Source organism: Almyronema sp. (genome assembly GCF_052168255.1).
Lineage (GTDB): Bacteria > Cyanobacteriota > Cyanobacteriia > Phormidesmidales > Phormidesmidaceae > Sphaerothrix > Sphaerothrix epifaneia.
Genome location: NZ_JBQLZL010000065.1, coordinates 37,288 through 57,705, shown reverse-complemented (window position 1 = coordinate 57,705; position 20,418 = coordinate 37,288). Strand labels below are relative to the sequence as shown.

The following is a 20,418-nucleotide window of genomic DNA, read 5'->3' as shown; positions in this document are numbered from 1 at the left end:
CTATGTCACTTTTACAACCCATGATGAAACCATTTTCCCTGGCACTAGCAGGCACCTTAGCCAGCCTCTCGCTCAGCATGTGTTCGGCGGCTACTCCTGAAACAGCTAACGTCTCCGAGCCATCGCCCGCTACCGCCGAAAATTACTGTGCCCCGACGGTGGCGCTCACACCTGAAGAAGAAACCTACGCCCGCGTAGCTTGGCAGTATTTTCTAGACAATCGCCAACCGACAACGGGCTTTACCAACGCCGCCGATCAGTATCCTTCCGGTACGTTATGGGATATGGGCAACTACCTGATGGCCTTAAATGCAGCCCGGTGGCTCGACTTGATTGATCAAAGTGAATTTGACTATCAGCTCAACCAGTTTTTGACCAGCCTGAGCGAACTGCCCCTGTTTGAAGAGGCGCTACCGACAAAAGTTTATAACAGCGCTACCGGTGAAATGGTGGACTATAACAATCAGCCTAGCGATCGCGGTTTGGGCTGGTCAGCGCTAGATATTGGTAGATTGTTAACCGCTTTTCACATTATTCGCACCTGCCATCCCCAGTATGAAGACTGGCTAGAAGGCATTGTGGCTAGCTGGCAGTTAGAGCGATCGGTACAAGACGGGCAACTGTATGGCGCTACTGTGAGCGAAACAGGTGAAACCGAGCTAGTGCAAGAAGGGCGACTCGGCTACGAAGAATATGCCGCTAAGGGTTATCAGCTCTGGGGCTTTGAAGTCGATCGAGCTTTAGATTTACAACCGATGCAACAAGTCACTGTTGAAGGCATCGAAGTTCCTGTAGACAGCCGCGACTACCAGACTTCAAACGCCAACAACTACGTGGTCAGCGAGTCTTACATTTTGCACGCCATTGAACACGGTTTAGAAGGTGAACTCGCTGTAGCAGCACAAGCGGTTCTAGAAGCGCAGAAGCAACGCTACGAAGCCACGGGGCAGTTAACCGCCGTCTCAGAAGACAACATTGATCAAGCGCCCCATTTTCTCTACAACACCGTTTATGCCAACGGTGAACCCTGGGCGGTTATCACCGAGAAAAACGAACCCTATCCCGAACTACGAACGCTCAGCACCAAAGCTGCTTTTGGCTGGTATTACCTTTACCCAGAGGCCGCTTATCCGCAGGCACTCTTTGCCGCAGTGAAAACGCTACACGATCCGGCAGGCAGCGGCTACTTTGCCGGTATTTACGAAGCAACTGGCGAAACCAATGCCATCCTCACAGGCAACACAAATGGGTTGCTGATGGAACTCTTTTACTACAAAGCCAGAGGAAGTCAACCGCTGATTACCCAGCCCTAGCTCATCAGCCGACTAGCCAGCCTGTTGGCCTCCGGTAACCCTTACCTGGCTCAACCGGTTTAATTCTTCACCTGCAAGACCTCAAAGGATCAGCGATGGTAGCCTCCACAGTACTCGAAAACATGTCTGCTTTTTATGGCAATACGCGATCGCAGCTCAAAAAACGAACGCTGTTGTTTCGCTATTTAGCCATTATCAATATTATTGTTGGCTTCTGGTATTTGCAGTGGCGAGTAGCCCATTCGCTTAACAGCAACGTCTTGTGGTTTTCAGTGCCATTGTTGCTGGCTGAAATCTATAGCTACCTGGGCGGAGTCATGTTTATGATCGGGCTTTGGCGACCGCTCCAGCGTCAGGTGCGATCGCTCGATCGCCTCATCCCAGAAATGCCGCCCCAACAGTGGCCCACGGTTGATGTTTTTATTACCTGCTACAACGAACCGCCAGACCTGGTCGAGCAGACAATACGGGCGGCGCTAGCGCTGGATTATTTACCCCAGCAGTTGCGCGTTTATGTCTTAGATGATGGCAATTCCCCTGAACTACGTTCTGTGGCAGAACGCCTTTGCCTGGAAGACTTGCAATCTCCTGCTTTAATCCGCCGATCCGAACAGCTACAGCAGCAACGGCAAGCCCTAATCGAACGCTTAGCCCAACTGCAACAACTTCAGCCTCAAACTGAAGTCGCTGAAAGCTGTTTAACGACGCAATCGGCAGCGACTGAATCGTCTTTTCACCTGCTGCAAGTTTTTGCACAAGGTCTGCGACTTTTAAACCCAGAACACCCCTCACTGAGCGATCGCCTCAGTCAAGAAATTGCCCAAACCCAGGTAGCCATTCACCATCAAGAACTAGCCTTAGCTGACTTAGCTCGTTGCCGCTACATTGCCCGCCCGAAACCCAGCCATCGGCCTCATCATGCCAAAGCCGGAAACATTAACTATGCCATCTTTTCAGGAAAAACGGCGGGCGCATTTATTCTGACGCTAGACGCTGACCACGTTCCCAAACCTCAATTTTTGAAACGGGTGTTGCCATACTTTTTCAATTACAACCTGTTTACGGGTCAGTATGAACCTAACCGCATTGCTTTTGTGCAAACACCTCAGGGTTTTTATAATTTGCCTCAAGGCGATCCTTTTGGTCATCAAGCCCATCTGTTTTATGGCCCTATTCAGCAAGGAAAAGACGGCTTGAACTCAGCCTTTTATACCGGGACTAACGCCCTCATGCGGCGTGAAGCATTAGTTAACGTAGGCTTACAAAACTTTTCGGCAGCCTTCTCTGCTGACGAAAAACGGTTAGAAGAATTCGATTTAATTGGCGGCTTATCTAGCAGCAGCATAACAGAAGATATGAATACGGCCATGCGGCTGCACGCATCAGGGTGGCGATCGATCTATCACGATGAGCTACTAGCTGAAGGGTTAGCGCCAGATGATTTGAGTTCTACTTTGAAGCAGCGTTTACGGTGGGCACAAGGCACGATTCAGGTTTTGAAAACCGAAAATCCACTGACTAAGCCAGGGCTAAGCTGCTGGCAAAGGCTGCAATATTTCCAGACAATGTACAGTTACTTTGCTGGCTTTGCGGCTCTGGTGTTTCTGGCTTGTCCGATTATTTACTTTTTCACAGGGCTAATTCCGGTTGAGGCTTTCGGGCCTGAGTTTGCCCTTTATTTTTTCCCTGCTTTTTTGATTAACCGTCTAACGTTTCTCACGGTTGCCTGGGGTATTCCAGCCCGCGAAATTTGGCGATCTGAGCAATATGCGATCGCGCTTTTTCCGCTATTTATCCAGGCAGTTTGGAGCGTTTTTTCTAAGCAACCGCTCAAGTTTCAAGTCACCCCCAAGCAGCGCCAGTCAGGCATTTATCTGAAACTGGTATGGCCTCAGATTTTTGTCTTTAGTCTTACGGTTACAGGTATTTTTTGGGGGCTTGGACAGCTTTTGCTCAACCGGATTGCTGACCCCATAGCTTATGGCGTCAATGTGGGCTGGGGGCTTTATGGTTTGGTGCTGTTGTGGACTGTCATTCGCGCCTCAGTTTGGCAGCCAGATATAGCCAAAGGCAAAAATTAAGCTCAGAAGGTAGAACCAAAGGTTTACTCTAAGCAGCTTCTCGCTTTTATAGCTAAAGACAGGCAGTAGCATGCAAAGCTTTTACCATTCTACCTGAGCAAAAGATATGTGATTTAAGCAGGGTTATATCAATTCTCGATTTTGGATTTTCGATTTTGAATTGAACAGTCTTGGCTCTGCAGACGTTTCGTCAGTCTCATCTGTACCTTTCTTTTGAAGAATTGGTATTAAACATATCGTTTTGCCACTTTAAGTTGAGTAGTAGAGATAGTTTTTAGCCTGAAGTTGGCACTCTACTAAAAAGACAATTTGTTTACTGAAATCAACGCAATCATCATGGATACCTCAATCAAAATTATTGAGCTTAATGGCCACTTAGATATCAATAGCAGTGATGATCTACGTCGTCGCACCCTAGACCTGATTAGCCAAGGACAAAAAAATATTTTGATTGACTGTCAAAATCTTAGCTTTATGGATAGCTCTGGGCTGAGTGCTTTAGTAATGGCGATGAAGGCCACTAGAGAAGTGGGCGGACGGCTCTCCATCTGTGCGATTAATCACCAGGCTCAAATGCTGTTTAAGCTAACGGGCATGGACAAAGTTTTTGAAATCTTTGCCAATCAAAGCGAAGCTGTCGCCTGTATGCAAGTTTAAGCGCTGACTTCAACGACACAGTTGCCGCTTATGGATGCATTGCGGCGATCGCCTCAACGCCTCACCAAATCCTTAAACCAGTCGTCTTCCCAAAGGGTATCAAAAGCAGGTTCTACCTTAGCTTCTTCGCGGTAAGAAGGCTCTAGCCGAATCGCCTGTTGCAGATTTTCTAGCGCCATATCTACCTCGCGCTGCATAGCGTAGCAAATAGCCTTGTTGTAGAGGGCTTTGTCGTAGTCGGCATCGGCCTCTAAAGCTCGGTCAAAGCTGCGAATAGCTTCGGCATCTCGCCCTAGCTTCATCAGCACATAACCTCGGTTGTCCCATGCCTTTGAAGAATCGGGGTTAAACCGGGTAGCCTTGTCAAAAGAAGTTAGCGCCTCTTCAAACTTTTCTAATTCGCTTAAAGCCAGTCCTCGATTTAACCAGGCAACTGCGTCGTTGGGCTGAATTTCTACCGCTTTGTCAAAAGATTGAAAAGCTGCTTCGTGCTGCTGCAAAATGCCATAGGCCACACCCCGATTGACCCAGGCTTCGTGATACTCAGCGTTCACTTCTAGCGCTTGATCAAAGGCGGCGATCGCCGCTTCTCGTTGACGCAAGCGACTCAGCACCATGCCCTTGTTAAACCAGGCTTTTGCATCGCTAGGCCGTTCTGCTAAAAAGCGATCAAGCACCGCTGCGGCCTCTTCATAGCGCTTCAGCTCTCGCAAAACCAAACCTTTTTGATACCAAGGTTCGACCGCTTCCGGTTGCAAAGAAAGCACCTGATCCAGCGCTGCTAGAGCTTCTTCATAACGCTGGAGGTCTGACAAAGCTTCTGCTTTGTTTTGCCAAATCTCGACATTGCGCGGTTGAATTTCTAAAGCGCCATCATATTCAGCGATCGCTTCGGCGAAGCGCCCCTGAGATTTAAGCAAATGCCCTTTTTCAATCCGGTCATCGGCTGTCAAAAACAGCTCTGGGCGATTGGCCTGCAGTTGCTCAATTTGAGTAGATAAAGCTTGGGTCGCTTGCCGAATTTCGGCTTCAAAAGAATCGGCGACAAATTGCGGGGTCACCTCGCCCAACTGCTGCATAATCTGCGCTTTTTCGGCCTGGGCTTCAGTTTGTAAGGTTTCAAGGCGATCGCGAAACTCAGCGTTAAGCTGGCTCAATTCGTCAAATGTGGTCGTTTGCTGCTGGCTCAGGCGGGTTTGTAGGTCTGCTATTTGAGCATCAAAGTCTGCCTTGACCTGTTCTAAGCGATCGAAAGCAGCTTGCTGCCTTTGTGCTGCTTCGGCTTCTAAAACGCTAACTTGTTCACCCAAACGCTGATCAAAGGCTTCTAAACCGCCCAAGACGCGATCGCGCCGTTCAAAAACAACCGCCCGCATTTCTGCTAGCTGATCGACAAACTCACTAGCAGCTTGTTGCAAGCTAGCCAGCGTTTGGCTGCGCTCACCCGCTAGCCCACTTCCCAAGTCCTGTAGCTGTTGTTGAAAGGCTTGAGCAGACTGTTCTAAATCACCGAGCAAACGACTCTTTTGGGTGCCCAAGTCAGTCTGTAGCGCTTCTAGCTGGCTGGCAAACGCAGTAGCCGTCTGCTGCAATTGGTCAAAAGACTGCTGCTTTTGGGTATCTAGATCTTGCTGTAAATTGCCTAGCTGAACCGCCACTAGCTCTGACTGCTGATTGAGATCTTGCAACAAGCTGGTTTTGCGCTGCGCGACTTCGGCTTTAATGTCAGCAAACTGACCGTCGAAGCTACTAGCCGTCTGTTGCAGTTCACTTAACGTCCGCTCTTTTTGCGACTCAACAGCTTGCCGGATCTGGTTAAACTGTTTTTCAAAATCTTGGGTAGCACGTTCAATATTTTGTAGCGCCAGTTCTTTATGGCCGTAAGTGCTAGCTTGCAACTCGGCAAGCTGAGCGTTGATTTCTTGAGATTGCTGCGTCAACCCAGCTAGCAGTTGATCTCGTCGCTGGTAAAGCTGCTGTTGGGCTTCACTTTGCAAAGCGTCTAAGCGATCGGGGAAATTGGCTTGTAACTGCTGTAGTTCAGCCAGCGCCCGATCGCGCGTCTGTTCAATCTGGCTTTGTAAGTCTCGCACAGCCGCACTAAAATCAGCTTTTTGCTGTTGCAGCGTCTCTGTTAAATCTGTTTGCTGTTGCTGGCGACTGGCTGTCAGCATCTCTACCTGCTGGCTGATTGTAGCCTCAGCAGCGCTAACCCTTTGGCTAACCGTCTCCTGCCGGGTTTGCAACTGAGACGAAAACTGACTGAGTTGCTGATCGGCCTGTTGGTGCAGCGTATCTACGGTTTGGCTAAACTGTGATTGGCTCGTGTGCAGGTCTTGCTGAAAGCTGGCAATTTGTTCTTGCCAGTCGGCTAACGTCGTTTGCTTAAAATCGCTCAAATCCGCTACTAGCTTGGCGATCGCTTGTTTTTGGCTAGCGGCCTCGCCAGCAAACCTGTCTGAGCGCTCGGCTAACTCATCGGCCAGCGTTTCAGCCTCCTGCAAAATCTGATCGAGTTCTTTGGTGGCTGAGCGAATCTGGTTTTCCAGATCAGTCATCTCGTTAAGCTGGGTGCGGACGACCGTAGCGACTTCACGCACCACAGATTGCCGTAGAAACCACAGCATGGCGACGCCAATACCAATTAGCAATACCAACGCCCCCAGCAGCACCACAAACAAAGTGGTTGCTCGGCTGAAGGCAAGGTTAGCCTCTTGTTGTAGTTGTTCTAGGGTCTGCCGCTCTTCAGGCGTAACCGCTTGAGCCAGTAAAGGCTGAGAGGGTTCACTGACGGTTGCAGCCGCTGTGGGGGGGCTGGGCAACAACAAGTAAAAGAACAACAAACTCTTAGACAACAACAGCAGCTTTTCTGTTGACATCTGCCTCATCAAGACTCCCTTACGCTGGCATGGGCAGTTAGCGGCTTTGAGTGACTACGCTAGCTACGCTTTAGCATACTCAATTGCAGCAACTCCTGCTACTTTAGCGCCGCCTAAGGCTGAGCGCGGCAACCGTTGCCACTCCCTCCCCAAAGCCAGCGATCGCACTTTTAGCCAATCTAGCTCAGGCAGGCTCAGTATAACCCTGCAAATTTTCTGGTTCAAACTGCCGCAAAATGCGGGTTGCCTGCCGAACCAGTTCGTCAGATCCCTGGGTGATAATCAGATACTTACCCGCGTTTAATCGATTTCGATAAGCGATCGCATCCCCACTGCCCACTGTCCAACCGGAAATACGCCCCACCACGAAAGCGCCCAAAGCGCCAGAAGCCGCTCCCAGCAATCCGCCAATCAAGTGGTTGCCCAGTTCTCCCGCCCAAGCAAACGTTTGCAAGCCTGAGAGAACGCTAAAGGCAAAACCTGCCAAAAAGCCAAAAGGTATTACCCACGTTGCCAACCGATTAGATTGTTTATCTGCTTCATCGTCGGGATTGATTAAACCAAATTCGTCTGCGCTTTGGTAGCCACGCCCAAGCACAGAAACCTGACTCATCGGTACAGCCTCTTCTGCTAGCGCCGAATAAGCCTTTTCCACCTGAATTCGATTGGATAAAACTGCGATTAAATAGTTATTAGCCATGCTATTTCTCAAATACTTGTCTTAACGCTACTGTTGCCAAAGTAACGAAATAATAAGGGTTTTGCCCTCCCTCACAGGGTCAGTGAGTGAGGTCGAAAGTAAGAGATTGGTGGTTAAAGGTCGTAATGATAGCCATCTGGCAAAACAGTGGTGCGATCGCAAATTGCACCCGCTAGGTTAATGGCTTGGGCGCGAAACAGGCAGCTTCCGACTAAATTGGCTTGAGCCAAATTAGCGTGATTCAAATTTGTGCGGATGAGCGCAGCCTGGGTTAAGTTAGCCCCTCGTAAATCGGCATAGCTCAAATCAGCGCCTGATAGTTTAGCCTGACTCAAATCAACGCCTGACAAATTGCAATGACTGAGGTTTGCCCGTGTCAAGTCAACACCTTGTAAATTAGCCCGACTCAAATCGACCCCATAAAGCTTGGCATCGGCTAAGTTAGCGCCAGCCAGTAAACACTGACTCAAATTTGCTTGACTGAAATTGGCATAAGGAGCATAAATACCCGTTAGGTTAGAGTGCTGTAAAATAATGCCACGCACATCGATTTCAAATAAATTGATTTGATTTAGATTACTATTAGAAAAATCTCGCTGCCCTGCTTGATAAGCCTTTAGCAGTTCTTCGACGGTCATTTCTTGCATGTGTTATCTCTGAATTAAGCGATCGCTCCTAGTTTTTCCAAAGGGGTTAAAAACGGCCATTAACGGTTTATCTTTGAGAATTGTCATCACAGTCAAAGACTAAGCAAAAATACTCATTGACAAAACTTAATATATCAACGTCACGGATTCATTGGGTGGCGATTTAAGATTCTTTTCAGCATTTCCGAGGATCTGTCTCTGTAGCGTTCCGTGTCACCCTGGAAAAGGTTTTGTCTTTTGCCTACCGCTTCTTTATGACTCATTTACAGCTTTCGTTTGCTCAGCACTACCATGAACGGACGAAATACAGCCCTGCTGGTCTTGCGGCTAAGGCTCAGTCGCTCGACTGGTCAACTCAGCCTAGTCCTTACAAGCAGTATCCGCTGGGCGCGTTGGTTGACTTGCAACCCTATTTGGCTGAAACAGAAGCATCTCAGGTAGATACCGTTTCAATGGCAGCGCGATTATCGCGCTTGCTGATTAATACCTATGGGCTAACAGCGCGTGTGCCGAGTCTGTCAGGCGAACCCTTTTATCTCAGAGCGGCTCCGTCAGCCGGAGGGCTATATCCAGCCGAAATCTATTTGATCTCACGCGGAACCTCTCTCCTGCCGGCTGGACTTTACAACTATCAGGTGCGCTCTCACGGCTTGGTACGATTTTGGGATGAGCACGTCTGGCAAACGTTGCAAAAGGCTTGCTTTTGGCACCCGGCGCTAGAGCAAACCCATCTGGCGATGGTAATTAGCGCTGTCTTTTTTCGCTCGGCTTGGCGCTATCAAGATCGGGCTTATCGCCGCATCTACCTCGATACTGGCCACCTGCTCGGTAATTTGGAGCTAGCAAGTTCGCTGGCTGATTATCGGCCTCACTTAATCGGTGGCTTTGCCGATACGGCGGTTAATCAACTGCTCTACCTCAATGCGCCAGAAGAAGCGGCGATCGCCGTTGTGGCTTTAGCTGATTTGCTGCAGGTGGAGCAAAATTTGCCGTCTAGCAACACGACTTTAGCCTCCGGCGTTCACCACGACTATCCTGAATTGCCCGATGGCGAACTGTTGCCCTATTTGCACCAAGTCTCGCAAATTCCCGCGATCGCGGATTCTCCCACGCCTGATCCCCAACCCTCGCTTACGCCGCCTGAACCCCAGGCAGACAAATACAATTTTCCTTTTTGCTTAAAAGCCTCTACCGTCACTTCTGCCATTGAGTGGGGTGAGTCTCTGCAAAAATTAGAAAACACAATTCTGCGTCGCCGCTCAACGCGACACTATAGCGGTCTTGATCTAACCTTTGCCGAGCTAAAATCGCTGCTACACTTTGCCTATCAGCCCGAAGCCTACGCTGAACAAGGGCTAGATCGCCAGCCCGACTACTTCGACCTCAGCTTAATCGAAACCTTTATCGCCGCCTCAGCAATTGTCGGACTAGATGAAGGTTGCTACTACTACGCACCTCAGGCTCAAGAACTGCGTCAGGTTCGCTTCAAAAATTTTCGGCGCGATTTGCATTATTTGTGTCTGGGGCAAGACTTGGGTCGCGATGCCGCCGCCGTTCTGTTTCACACCGCTGATTTAAAGAAAGCCGTCGCTCGTTACGGCGATCGCGCTTACCGCTATCTACATATGGATGCTGGCCATCTAGGGCAACGGCTCAATCTAGCAGCCATTCGTTTGGGGTTGGGCGTCAGCGGCATTGGCGGATTTTTTGACGACCAAGTCAACGAAATTCTAGGCATCCCTGGCGATGAAGCTGTTCTCTACATTACAACCTTGGGTCAACCACGCCAGCGACAGTAGGGTAACTTCGATTTCAGAAGTGAATCGTCTATTGTGAGACAAGTAAGCCATGACAGATTGAGCACATCGCCGCTTTTCGGCGCGATCGCGCTTCATCGGCCATCGCTCGATGAGTCCTTCAAAGGGCTGTCGCCTGCTTTTCCCTTGCTTTTCCGAAGACTATGGAACTTTCCCGCTTAAACGCTCAGCTTGATAACTACTATCAGCAAGTTCAGACGGTCATCTTATCGCGGCAGCATCCCGTTAGCGGTTTGTTGCCTGCCAGCACAGCCATTACCGCCCACGGCAACTATACAGATGCCTGGGTGCGCGATAACGTTTACAGCATTTTGGCTGTTTGGGGACTGGGGCTGGCCTATCGCAAAATTGATGAAAATCAAGGCCGCACCTATGAGCTAGAGCAAAGCGTCGTCAAACTCATGCGGGGTCTGCTGTTTGCCATGATGATGCAGGCGGAAAAAGTCGAGCGCTTTAAGGAAACGCAAGCCCCGCTAGACGCCCTCCATGCTAAATATGACACGGCTACCGGAAACGCCGTTGTTGGCGATGCTGAATGGGGTCATCTACAGCTTGATGCTACTGCCCTGTATTTGCTGATGCTGGCTCAGATGACGGCTTCAGGGCTACAAATTATATACACACAAGATGAAGTCAACTTCATTCAAAATCTGGTGTATTACATTGGCCGCGCTTACCGGACGCCCGACTACGGCATTTGGGAGCGGGGTAACAAGCTCAATCATGGCAAGCCGGAACTGAACGTTAGCTCCGTTGGTATGGCTAAAGCGGCTCTCGAAGCCATTAATGGACTCAATCTCTTTGGGGTTAAAGGCGGGCAAGCCTCGGTTATCCATGTGCTGCCAGACGAAATCGCTCGCGCCCGCATCACCTTAGAGTCACTGTTACCTCGCGAATCGGGTTCAAAAGAAGTCGATGCCGCTGTTTTGAGTGTGATTAGCTTTCCAGCTTTTGCTGTCGAAAATAGCGCCCTAGTGGATCAAACTTGCAGCAAAATTGTTGACAAGCTTCAGGGGCACTACGGCTGTAAGCGCTTTTTGCGAGACGGACACCAGACCGTTCTGGAAGATACCGAGCGGTTACACTATGAACCGCAAGAGCTGAAGCAGTTTGAACATATTGAATGCGAGTGGCCTCTATTTTTTACCTATCTGTTTTTAGACAGTTTGTTTCGAGGTGATGCCGCTAAAACTGCCTTTTACGAAAAGCGTTTAGCTGCGATCGCCATTGAAAAAGACGGCATTGCCCTCTTACCAGAACTGTATTATGTTTCTGCCGACCACATTGAGGCAGAGCGCCAGTCTCCCCACAGTCAGCAACGGCTGCCCAACGAAAACTTACCCCTGGTTTGGGCACAAAGTCTTTACTTAGTCGGCCAGCTTTTGCAAGAAAAACTGATTACGTTGGGCGACATTGACCCCTTAGGGCGTCACCTAAAACTCGGCCATCGCCAGCCAATTGTGCAAATTGCCTTGCTGGCCGAAGACGAAGCTCTCCAGACAGAACTGGCAACTTATGGGGTATTGACGCAAATACCCAGTCAAATTGAGCCAATCCAGGTGCGCACGTCCTACGATCTTTCTCAAATTTATGCGCAAATTGGCCGTAACGCCAAGCTCAGACTCAGCGGTAGACCAATTCGTCGCTTGCGCAGTCTAACGACCTCCCGCATTTTCCACATTCGGGGAGAAACGATGGTCTTTTTGCCCTCGTTTTTAGATCCTCAAAAGTTTTACCTAACGCTGGACTATCACTTTCTAGTTGCCCAAATTCGCAGTGAACTGGCTTATATCTACGAACACTGGTACGAACCCGGACGCCCTACCGTTACCCTGCTGCTGACCCATGCCATGTTTGAGTTAGGGCACAAAGCTGTTCACGAATCGCCCTTACTCGATCTTCTGCAAGAAATGCAGGATGGCTACTGCGGTACCGTCCCCGTTAAAATTGCGCCTTTGTTTCAACTCTTGCTGACGGCTCGCGCCGAACGCGTCGATAATGTCCACAATCTAAAACTGGGGCTGACTCTGGCGCAGCCAACGCTGCCCGTCTCGGCGTATCTGACGCTCAATCCCCAAAACAGCTTGCCGCTCAGCGCCATGCAAGAATTTGACCTGGAGCGAGAAACCGATTTAGAGCGGCTGTTACAGGGTTTGCGGCAATCTGACAATTTGTATGAGCAAATTGAGCTACTCAGCAGCCTCAAACAGCTAAAAGGTCTAGAGTTTGATACTGGCTTGGGAGGAAAGCAGCGTCTAGTAACCATTGAAGACCTGCTGCAAGAAGTTTATGTCAAAGCAGGGCGACTAGAGCTGTGGAGTATCGTGCGGCGGGCAGCGGGACTGCTAGACAAGGCCGACATTAGTTTATCGGATGCCTTGACCACGCTGTTGGTTCGGCAAAAACAGGTAGCGGTTGGCAAAGCCTATAGCGAAGCCTCGTTAATTACTGATCCGATGCGCCACAACGATATTCAAGCTCGAATCGACGAGCTATGCCGTGAAGATGTACGCGATCGCCCCTTAACGCAAGAGATCCTGATTTATCTCAGCATTTTGATTAAAACCGACCCACCGTTGTTTAAGGGATTGTGGACGCTGCGCATTAGCTACTTGATTTTGCTGTTGACAAACGAACTAGCCCATGAACATCAGCTCACGCCAGACGAAGCCTACGAGCATTTGATGAGTCTCAGTCCTTTTGAAATCAAGCTACGGCTAAAGCAAGTTTTGGCCGGATACAACGGTCTCAATCAACTGTTGTTTAAGCGCGAATCTTTACATATACGGCGGCAAAAGTCAGTGAACTGGGCCGTCGTTCCGGCTGAGGCGAATGGCAAAGAAGCCCCGGCTGGAGATTGGTGGCGCAAACGCAAAATTGATGGAGAGATCAACCGTTTGCCAGAACAGTTTTATAGCCAGGTTTGGACTTTGCTGCACCACTGCAAAGGCATTGTCATTGGCGATAAGTTAGAACGGCGCAATCGGCTGGTTAGTCATCTGGTGCTGTCAGAAATGACCCCAGGTGAGCAAAATTTTGCCCTCATGATCAACCATCTGCTGCACAAAATACAGGCTCCCGAATATCGCCATTTGACGGTAGAAGCCTTGCAGGAACTGGCTCAAATTTTTGAGCAAAACCCCGACCTTCAGTTTGAAGACTATATCGTCCTAGATGTTTTGGTCGGCCATGCGGTACGTCTGGCCTGGTTAGAGCGAGAACCTCAGCGGGGCGATCGCTACGACGAAGACAAAGCAGCCGCTTGGCGCTCTTTTTATCAACAATCAACCCAAAGCTGTGCAGTTTACCTGGCTAAAGCCCTCAAATTCTTGAGTGAACTGGGTGAAAAAGAGCCACTAGCACCAGAGGCTTCTCAAACGGCTTAGATTGCAGCTACCCCTCAGGCGCAAAAGCTATCAGAAAAATTACTGAACTTTTCTGGTGTTGTTTGCCGTGAGACGGGAATACTTAGGTCAAGCAAAGATGCAGTTCTTCAGCCAAATAGCTGATTTTTGTTTCCTTCTTAACCTATATACAGTAAACACATGTTAGCCACTCAATTCAATTGTCTTAGCTATCACGGTTGGCAGATTCGGGTCACTCAGGAAGCAGAAGACTTTGGCTTTGAATGCTATCCTCCCGACCAGCTAGACTTCTGTAATAACGGCGAATACTATAGCGATCGCGTTGCCGCTTTTTGTGCAGCCTGCGAATTCATCGATCGCGAGATTGCCATTCAAGCCTTGCTAGAACTGGCCGAAGCGTGGCTAGAGTCTGGCTCAATTGATGAAATTGAGTACTGGAACCTAACTGACTTTAGCTAAGTCTTGGCTATGCAAACGGTGAGCAAATTTAGTGTACTGAAGCTTCAGCAGAGATCGGACAACGCTCTAGCGTAGCGCTGAGCTGATCTAAACCGCGTTGAATGCGACGGGTAATCGTCATGGGGCTGACCCCAACCTGGTTGGCAACTTCTTTTCGAGATAAGTTCTTGAAGTAGACACACTCAATAGCAAGGCGGGTTTTTTCTTCTAGCTGATTGAGCGCCTGCTGGATTTGTTCGCGGTCTTCTTCCCAAAGCTGTAGGGTTTGCGCTTGGGCATCCGGCAGCATATCTCCCAGCGTCAGCGCTGTATCTTCTTGGCGGTTGACAGTCGCGTCTAGGCTGAGCGGCGAACGGTTACAGGTAGATAGCTTAACCTCTTGCCATTCGACAGCAGAAATATTCAGCCGATCAGCAATTTCATTGTCCTTTGGTTGGCGACCTAACTCTTCAACTAAATCGATGCGAACCCGCTGCCCAGCTTTTTGTAATTCTTGCCAGCGGCGAGGAATCTTGACGGTCATGCTGCGATCGCGCAAGTAGTGCAGCATTTCACCGCGAATGTAGGGAACCGCAAACGAGCTAAACGCACAGCCTTGGGTCGGATTGAAGCGTTCAATGGCGCGAATTAAACCTAAATAGCCAATTTGCTCCAAATCTTCGTAGGGTTCAGAGCATTGCCGACTGACGCGGTGAGCAATCTTACGCACCAAGCCAGCATTCATTTTGACGATGCGGTTGCGCAGCGCTGTTGAAGGATTCTGGCAGTAGGCAACCAGCAGTTCCATCAGTTTGGTATGGAGGGAAGATTGGGTTCTCATGATTAAGGGGGCACCTCTTACTTGCTTCGTGCCCATTGTGCGAGATGGGTCTGGCCCCCTGAACCTGTTGTTCTACGGAATTATCCAACCCCCCCCCGGCAAATATCCGTAAATCCACGCAACCTCTACGCAACAATACGGTCAGTTTGTGAGGTTTTGAGGGGTTGTCAGGTATCTGATCACAGCCCGGAGATGATTTTATCCCCAATTTTGATCAATAGCTGTGACATTACTTAGCAGAGCTTAAGCTGTTCAATCAGCGTCATCGACTATCATTGTCGGACGAGATACAAACCAAGCGCTGTTCTGTCTGCGTAGCCCTATAGCTGAAAAATATAAGCCGCGAGTCACCTAAACTTCCTTTCTGTAAGACGAGTGCCAACTAGATTTGTGCCAGCGCGATCGCGATTTTTAGCGCTAGCACAAATGGGCTAGCCGATGATGAACCCCTGTTGACCTGATCGAGATAACTTATGATTGCTCAAGCGCCTAATCCTCCCTTACCTCAGCTCGACGAAATTCGTAACGGTTTGCCCAATATTTGCGGTTGGGAGGCGGCGATCGCTACGGTAACGAACCATAGTGAGCCTGTTTTTTTGCCCATTACTAACCTCAATCTCGATCACATCAGTGCAGGGTTTGCCTGCGCCCTCCACATGCACCAGCCGACGATTCCAGCGGGTCGTGAGGGGCAGCTTATTGGCAACTTACAGCATATGTTTGAACATCCCCAGGATGGCGACAATCATAATGCAAGCGTTTTTGCTGAGTGCTACCGTCGCATGGGCGATTTTATTCCTGAGATCGTCCATAACGGGGGCAATCCGCGCATCATGCTGGACTATTCTGGCAATTTGCTGTGGAGTTTGCGGCAAATGGGGCGCGATGATGTCATTGACAACCTTAAGCGTATTACCTGTGATCCGCAGTATTTTCCTTACGTGGAATGGTTAGGTACGCTGTGGAGCCATGCGGTGGTTCCTTCTACACCCATTCCCGATATCAAGCTACACATTCAAGCTTGGCAACAGCACTTTGCTGCCATATTTGGGTATGACGCCCTCAGAAGGGTTAAAGGCTTTTCTCCCCCGGAGATGCACCTTCCCAATCACCCAGATACGCTTTTTGAATATGTTAAAGCTCTAAAAGATTGCGGCTATCGCTGGCTGCTTGTGCAAGAACACTCGGTTGAGCGCCTAGATGGTTCGGGGCTGTGGCATGAACATAAGTACATCCCCAATCGGCTCATTGCTCGCAACTGCCAGGGCGAAACGACTGATATTACAGTCTTGATCAAAACCCAGGGTTCTGATACCAAGCTCGTAGCTCAGATGCAGCCTTATCACGAAGCAAAAGGGCGATCGCGGCAACTCATCGGTCAAATTCAGGTACCAGGCTGCGTCAGTCAGATTGCCGACGGGGAAAATGGCGGTGTGATGATGAACGAATTTCCCCGTGACTTTCCTCCTGTCTGGTATGACATTAAAACCAATGGTCGCAGCACGACTGGCGTTGTAGGCATCAACGGTACGGAATATATTGAACTCATTGAAGCGGCTGGGGTCAATCCGTCCGATTACCCCACCTGTCAGGCTGTTCATCAACACAAAATTTGGCAGCGCCTAGACCCAGACCAAGCGACACCAGAGGCAGTCACAGCAATCATCCAAGATTTGCAGACTAACGACACCAGCTTTAGCATGGACGGCGCTTCTTGGACTAACGATCTAAGCTGGGTACGCGGCTACGAAAATGTGCTTGGCCCCATGACTCAGCTCAGTGCGTTGTTTCATCAAAAGTACGATCCGTTAGTCCAGGCCGATCCGGGCGTGACCCAACAAGCCCATTACCAGGCTGCTTTGCTACCCGTCTTACTGCTCGAAACTAGCTGCTTTCGCTATTGGGGCCAGGGTGTTTGGACAGACTATGCCAACGAAATCTATCAACGTGGCAAGGCTATTTTGCAAGCACAATGAATAACGAGGCGGCCTTATTAGCCAACCACTGGCAAGATTGGATAGTGACGCTGGCCTACATCGGCTTTGCCCTGTTTGTCACCTGGCAAGTTTTGACAGCCAAGAAGTAATCAGACTCTGTTGAGAGTTAATCTCAAGAAAAAAGTCTAGCCGCTAGGGCTAGACCTGAACACCTTGACTGGCTGAGAGGAGAACACACCATAGAACAATAGACAAAGCCAAAGTTTGGAGTAGTTCTTGTCAACTGTTTGACCTAAAAATATCTTACCTTAATGCGATTTATTGTCAACTAAATCGATGGGGTTTGGCCAAAAACTGAGTTAGCCTAATAAGCAGAGTCCTTTCTCTGCGGTCTGTGATGAACCTGCCTGAAGAGCCTGAAAAGCCTTTTCAAATAAACATCGTGCCGATGATCGATGTGATCTTCGCGATACTGGCTTTTTTCATTTTGTCTACGCTCTTTTTAACCCGCGCCGAAGGGCTACCAGTTGACTTGCCAAGGGCAGCCACGGCTAATCAGCAGCGATCGCCCGATCTCACTTTAACGATTGATGCCCAAGGAAATTTATTTTTGGAGACTGAGGCTGTTGATCTAGGCAACCTAGCAACTGCCGTAGAAAGTCGCACAGCAGCCGGAGAACCCGTATTGGTTACGATCAATGCCGATGAGGCGGTCAATCATGGGCGAGTCGTTGCGGTGATGGATGAACTGCGCCAAGTCAACCAGGTGCGAATTGGGATTGCCACTCAGCCTATAGATTAGCGTTTCATTACAAGCTTCGGTTTTTATTAACAGACAATCCGCTAAAGCCTTGCTATACCTAAACATGTAAATCTATTGAGCAAGGCAATTTTGGCTATGTCAACTGCAACTGTTCTGCAATTTATGCAGAAAACTGCCGACGATGCAGCCCTGCGCCAGCAGCTAGAAGAACTCCTGGGTGTCGGCGATGGCGATATCAGCAGCGAATCGGAGCTGGATGCGGAAGAAACAGAAGCACTGAAGGGAGAGCGGGCACCGATTGTAGCGGAGTTTGCAGCTAAAAACGGCTATCCTTTCTCTGTTGATGAGCTGGTGGCGGTTGTTGATGCTTTTCAAAAACATCAGGCGGGCGAAATATCTGACCAAGAATTTGCCACGCTAATGGGCGTAAGTAGTCATACCAGTCGCAATCAAAATGCAGTCCAGCGTTTAGCTACTTACTTAACGCGCACTTATCTGGGTTATGACTTGTCTTCTACATAGCTCTCAGCACGATCGCCGCTGACAATTCAGCGAATTGGGCGGCTACTGGGCAAAACCACATCGATGCTAAAGACTCTGGCAGGCACTAGCAAACCTCTAGAGTCTTTATTTGACTTTAATTTCAGCTAGCTTGTCTTGCTAATTTTGGGTCGTAGGTAGACGCTGGAGAAGCGATCGCCGCCTACCGTAAACCTGTAGATCTCAAAAAGCAAAACAATGACGGGCGATCGCTCTACGGACAAAACCTCACGACCCAAAACCAACACCAAAGCGGCTGCCAAGGCTCAAGTAGCCTTAGCGACTGATCCAGCGACCGATCCACAAGCGCTGACCTCAGATCAGGCCGAGCCGATGTCGCCAGACGAAACGGTCGAGCCCGCTCAACCCCGTAAAGAAGCTGCCCAGGGCGAATAATCTTACGCTAAACTATAGGCTGCTGCAGCACGCCTGATTGGTGATAAAATCGCCATCACGCTAGCAAATGCGCCGCCAGGAGAGGTGGCAGAGTGGTCGATTGCGCTCGACTTGAAATCGAGTGTGCCGAAAGGCACCGTGGGTTCGAATCCCACCCTCTCCGTTGCAAGTTAAATTTATGATCAGGTTTGAACCCGTTGCTTGCTACGCTGAATCAACGCTTGCTTAAAGGAAATTTCTAGCAAGCTCTCATGGGTTTCTCAGTTGAACCTCGTTTGATAGCAATAGATTATTCACCCGTTCTGTTGCTTCATCTCGCTACGAGGCTTTTATGAGACATCCCAACTGGAAGACCGCAATCACTACGCTGCTATTGGGCATGAGTTTGCTAGCAAGCTGCAGCCAAACAGCTAGCACACCGCCAGCTAGTGACGAACCGGCGGCTAGCGTTACCGCTCCCCCATCCGAGTCAGTCGCCGATGAAACGGCAACTGAAACCGTTTCTAGCGAAGCAGCCGCAGGCGAACCGGAAATTTTTGCCGAAAACAACATTGCCATTAAGGGAACTGATCCAGTTGCTTACTTTACGCAAGGAGAAGCTGTTCCGGGCAGTGCCGACTATACTTACGACTGGCAAGGGGCAACCTGGCAGTTTGCTAGCGCCGAACATCGCGATTTATTTGCGGCAAATCCAGAACAGTACGCCCCCCAGTATGGCGGCTATTGTGCCTGGGCCGTTAGCCAAGGATATACGGCTCCGATTGACCCACAAGCCTGGAAAATCGTAGAGGGTCGGCTCTATCTCAACTATGACAAGCGTGTACAACAGCGTTGGTCTAGAGACATCCCTGGCAATATCGCCAAAGCGGATCAAAACTGGCCTGCTGTTCTGAGTCAATAGTCAGTATTAGCATCGGTTGCTAGCCAAAAAAAGATGCCAAATCTTAGTCGAAGACTTGGCATCTGATTCACTTTCCACTTAACGAGCTAGACAATGCAAGGAGAGCTTGGATAACTAATCAGTCGCTTTTATCCAGCCAGTGCTGAACTGATCCCAAACATCTTATTGCTATTGCATCCAGTATAAACGCGCAGGCGTAGACTGACTCACTTTAAAGCCAATCTTGACATTGTCTCTAAACTTTGGATGGCTTTAAGTGAGCGATCGCCCTAAAGCTTTTCAACGGCAAAATTTTGCGATAGTTAATAGGATTACCCTTTGCTAATTGTCTAGGGATAGTTGCTGAGTTCTGACGGCGATAGGATAAAGACACCGTAAAGCAGCACAGGGCAATGGGCTTACATCTAGAACAGGTTGTCCCCTGGGGGCGATCGCTGGCTGAGTATACTGGCATGTTTGCGCTGGGTACGGCTGAGCTAAACCAAAAACTGCTGGATTGCGGCGGTGGGCCAGCTAGCTTTAATGCTGAACTGACGCAGCAAGGCGGGCACGTTGTTTCTTGTGATCCGATTTATCAGTTTACGAAAGCCGAAATTGCCCAACAAATTCGTGCCACCTATGGGGTGATCTTAAACGGGGTACGCCAGCATCTTGATTGTTATGTCTGGCGGGAAATTCCCTCTCCCGAAGCCTTGGGGAAAGTGCGGATGACTGCCATGAAGCAATTTTTAGCAGACTTTGAAACTGGCTTACAGGCTAATCGCTATCAGGTAGCTGCTTTGCCTCACTTACCTTTTGCCAACCAAACGTTTGAATTGGCTTTGTGTAGTCATTTGCTCTTTACTTATACACAGCAACTTTCGCTAAACTTTCACGTCAGCGCCCTGGCTGAACTCTGCCGGGTGGCTACCGAGGTACGCATTTTTCCGCTGTTGCAGCTTTCAGGGGAACCTTCACCGCATTTAGCCGCCGCGATCGCCCAGTGCCAGCTTTGGGGGCTAGATACTGAGATTGTCACAGTTCCTTATGAATTTCAGCGGGGTGGCAATCAAATGCTGCGAATTCGGCAATCAAGAAAGCGGTTTATTCGCTAGGGCAAGTATAGATTTGTAATTAGCTCAGAGAATTTGCCGAAGGGCTGAA

Annotated in this window: 15 protein-coding genes, 1 tRNA gene and 1 pseudogene; 13 read left to right on the top strand and 4 right to left on the bottom strand. The window is 49.4% G+C overall.

Going from position 1 to position 20,418, the window contains the following annotated elements; translation table 11 throughout:
* Positions 1-23: 23 nt before the first annotated feature.
* The 3 genes and pseudogenes from ACTS3T_RS14720 to ACTS3T_RS14710 form a co-directional block, all read left to right on the top strand.
* Positions 24-1,301, top strand: a pseudogene (locus ACTS3T_RS14720) (DUF3131 domain-containing protein); the annotation flags it as partial.
* Between the two features lie 107 nt (positions 1,302-1,408).
* Complete coding sequence (locus ACTS3T_RS14715; protein WP_377965775.1) at positions 1,409-3,394, top strand: glycosyltransferase; 1,986 nt, start codon at positions 1,409-1,411, stop codon at positions 3,392-3,394.
* A gap of 336 nt (positions 3,395-3,730) precedes the next feature.
* A complete protein-coding gene (locus ACTS3T_RS14710) occupies positions 3,731-4,051 on the top strand; it encodes an STAS domain-containing protein (protein ID WP_377964023.1) in 321 nt (106 codons plus the stop codon).
* A gap of 53 nt (positions 4,052-4,104) precedes the next feature.
* Here ACTS3T_RS14710 and ACTS3T_RS14705 read toward each other — a convergent pair whose 3' ends face one another.
* The 3 genes from ACTS3T_RS14705 to ACTS3T_RS14695 form a co-directional block, all read right to left on the bottom strand.
* The gene (locus ACTS3T_RS14705) at positions 4,105-6,939 is read right to left on the bottom strand and encodes a tetratricopeptide repeat protein (RefSeq protein WP_377964025.1); all 2,835 of its coding nucleotides are present in this window, start codon (positions 6,937-6,939) and stop codon (positions 4,105-4,107) included.
* 175 nt (positions 6,940-7,114) lie between these two features.
* On the bottom strand, positions 7,115-7,630 hold the full coding sequence (locus ACTS3T_RS14700; protein ID WP_377964027.1) for a hypothetical protein: 516 nt from the start codon (positions 7,628-7,630) through the stop codon (positions 7,115-7,117).
* A gap of 113 nt (positions 7,631-7,743) precedes the next feature.
* Positions 7,744-8,277, bottom strand: a complete 534-nt coding sequence (locus tag ACTS3T_RS14695) for a pentapeptide repeat-containing protein (protein ID WP_377964029.1) — start codon at positions 8,275-8,277, stop codon at positions 7,744-7,746.
* Positions 8,278-8,531: 254 nt separating this feature from the next.
* On the opposite strand from ACTS3T_RS14695, the gene ACTS3T_RS14690 reads away from it, so the two are divergent.
* From ACTS3T_RS14690 to ACTS3T_RS14680, 3 genes are all read left to right on the top strand, one after another.
* Positions 8,532-10,076, top strand: a complete 1,545-nt coding sequence (locus tag ACTS3T_RS14690; protein WP_377964058.1) for a SagB/ThcOx family dehydrogenase — start codon at positions 8,532-8,534, stop codon at positions 10,074-10,076.
* Between the two features lie 161 nt (positions 10,077-10,237).
* On the top strand, positions 10,238-13,480 hold the full coding sequence (locus ACTS3T_RS14685) for a glycoside hydrolase family 15 protein (RefSeq protein WP_377964031.1): 3,243 nt from the start codon (positions 10,238-10,240) through the stop codon (positions 13,478-13,480).
* A 159-nt stretch (positions 13,481-13,639) separates the two neighbouring features.
* Positions 13,640-13,918, top strand: a complete 279-nt coding sequence (locus tag ACTS3T_RS14680) for a hypothetical protein (protein WP_377964033.1) — start codon at positions 13,640-13,642, stop codon at positions 13,916-13,918.
* Between the two features lie 28 nt (positions 13,919-13,946).
* On the opposite strand, the gene ACTS3T_RS14675 is transcribed toward ACTS3T_RS14680, so the two are convergent.
* Positions 13,947-14,738 (bottom strand): RNA polymerase sigma factor SigF, encoded by a 792-nt coding sequence (locus ACTS3T_RS14675; protein WP_377964034.1) that lies wholly within the window; start codon positions 14,736-14,738, stop codon positions 13,947-13,949.
* Positions 14,739-15,211: 473 nt separating this feature from the next.
* On the opposite strand from ACTS3T_RS14675, the gene ACTS3T_RS14670 reads away from it, so the two are divergent.
* From ACTS3T_RS14670 to ACTS3T_RS14640, 7 genes are all read left to right on the top strand, one after another.
* Entirely contained in the window at positions 15,212-16,714 is a 1,503-nt protein-coding gene (locus ACTS3T_RS14670; protein ID WP_377964036.1) for a glycosyl hydrolase family 57, read from the top strand.
* Positions 16,715-17,072: 358 nt separating this feature from the next.
* On the top strand, positions 17,073-17,477 hold the full coding sequence (locus ACTS3T_RS14665; protein ID WP_377964038.1) for an ExbD/TolR family protein: 405 nt from the start codon (positions 17,073-17,075) through the stop codon (positions 17,475-17,477).
* Positions 17,478-17,573: 96 nt separating this feature from the next.
* Complete coding sequence (locus ACTS3T_RS14660; protein ID WP_377964040.1) at positions 17,574-17,960, top strand: hypothetical protein; 387 nt, start codon at positions 17,574-17,576, stop codon at positions 17,958-17,960.
* Positions 17,961-18,176: 216 nt separating this feature from the next.
* On the top strand, positions 18,177-18,374 hold the full coding sequence (locus ACTS3T_RS14655; RefSeq protein WP_377964042.1) for a hypothetical protein: 198 nt from the start codon (positions 18,177-18,179) through the stop codon (positions 18,372-18,374).
* A 78-nt stretch (positions 18,375-18,452) separates the two neighbouring features.
* A tRNA-Ser gene (locus tag ACTS3T_RS14650) sits at positions 18,453-18,537 on the top strand.
* Positions 18,538-18,705: 168 nt separating this feature from the next.
* The gene (locus ACTS3T_RS14645) at positions 18,706-19,275 is read left to right on the top strand and encodes a YHS domain-containing (seleno)protein (protein ID WP_377964044.1); all 570 of its coding nucleotides are present in this window, start codon (positions 18,706-18,708) and stop codon (positions 19,273-19,275) included.
* A gap of 392 nt (positions 19,276-19,667) precedes the next feature.
* The gene (locus ACTS3T_RS14640; protein ID WP_377964046.1) at positions 19,668-20,369 is read left to right on the top strand and encodes an SAM-dependent methyltransferase; all 702 of its coding nucleotides are present in this window, start codon (positions 19,668-19,670) and stop codon (positions 20,367-20,369) included.
* Positions 20,370-20,418: the final 49 nt, after the last annotated feature.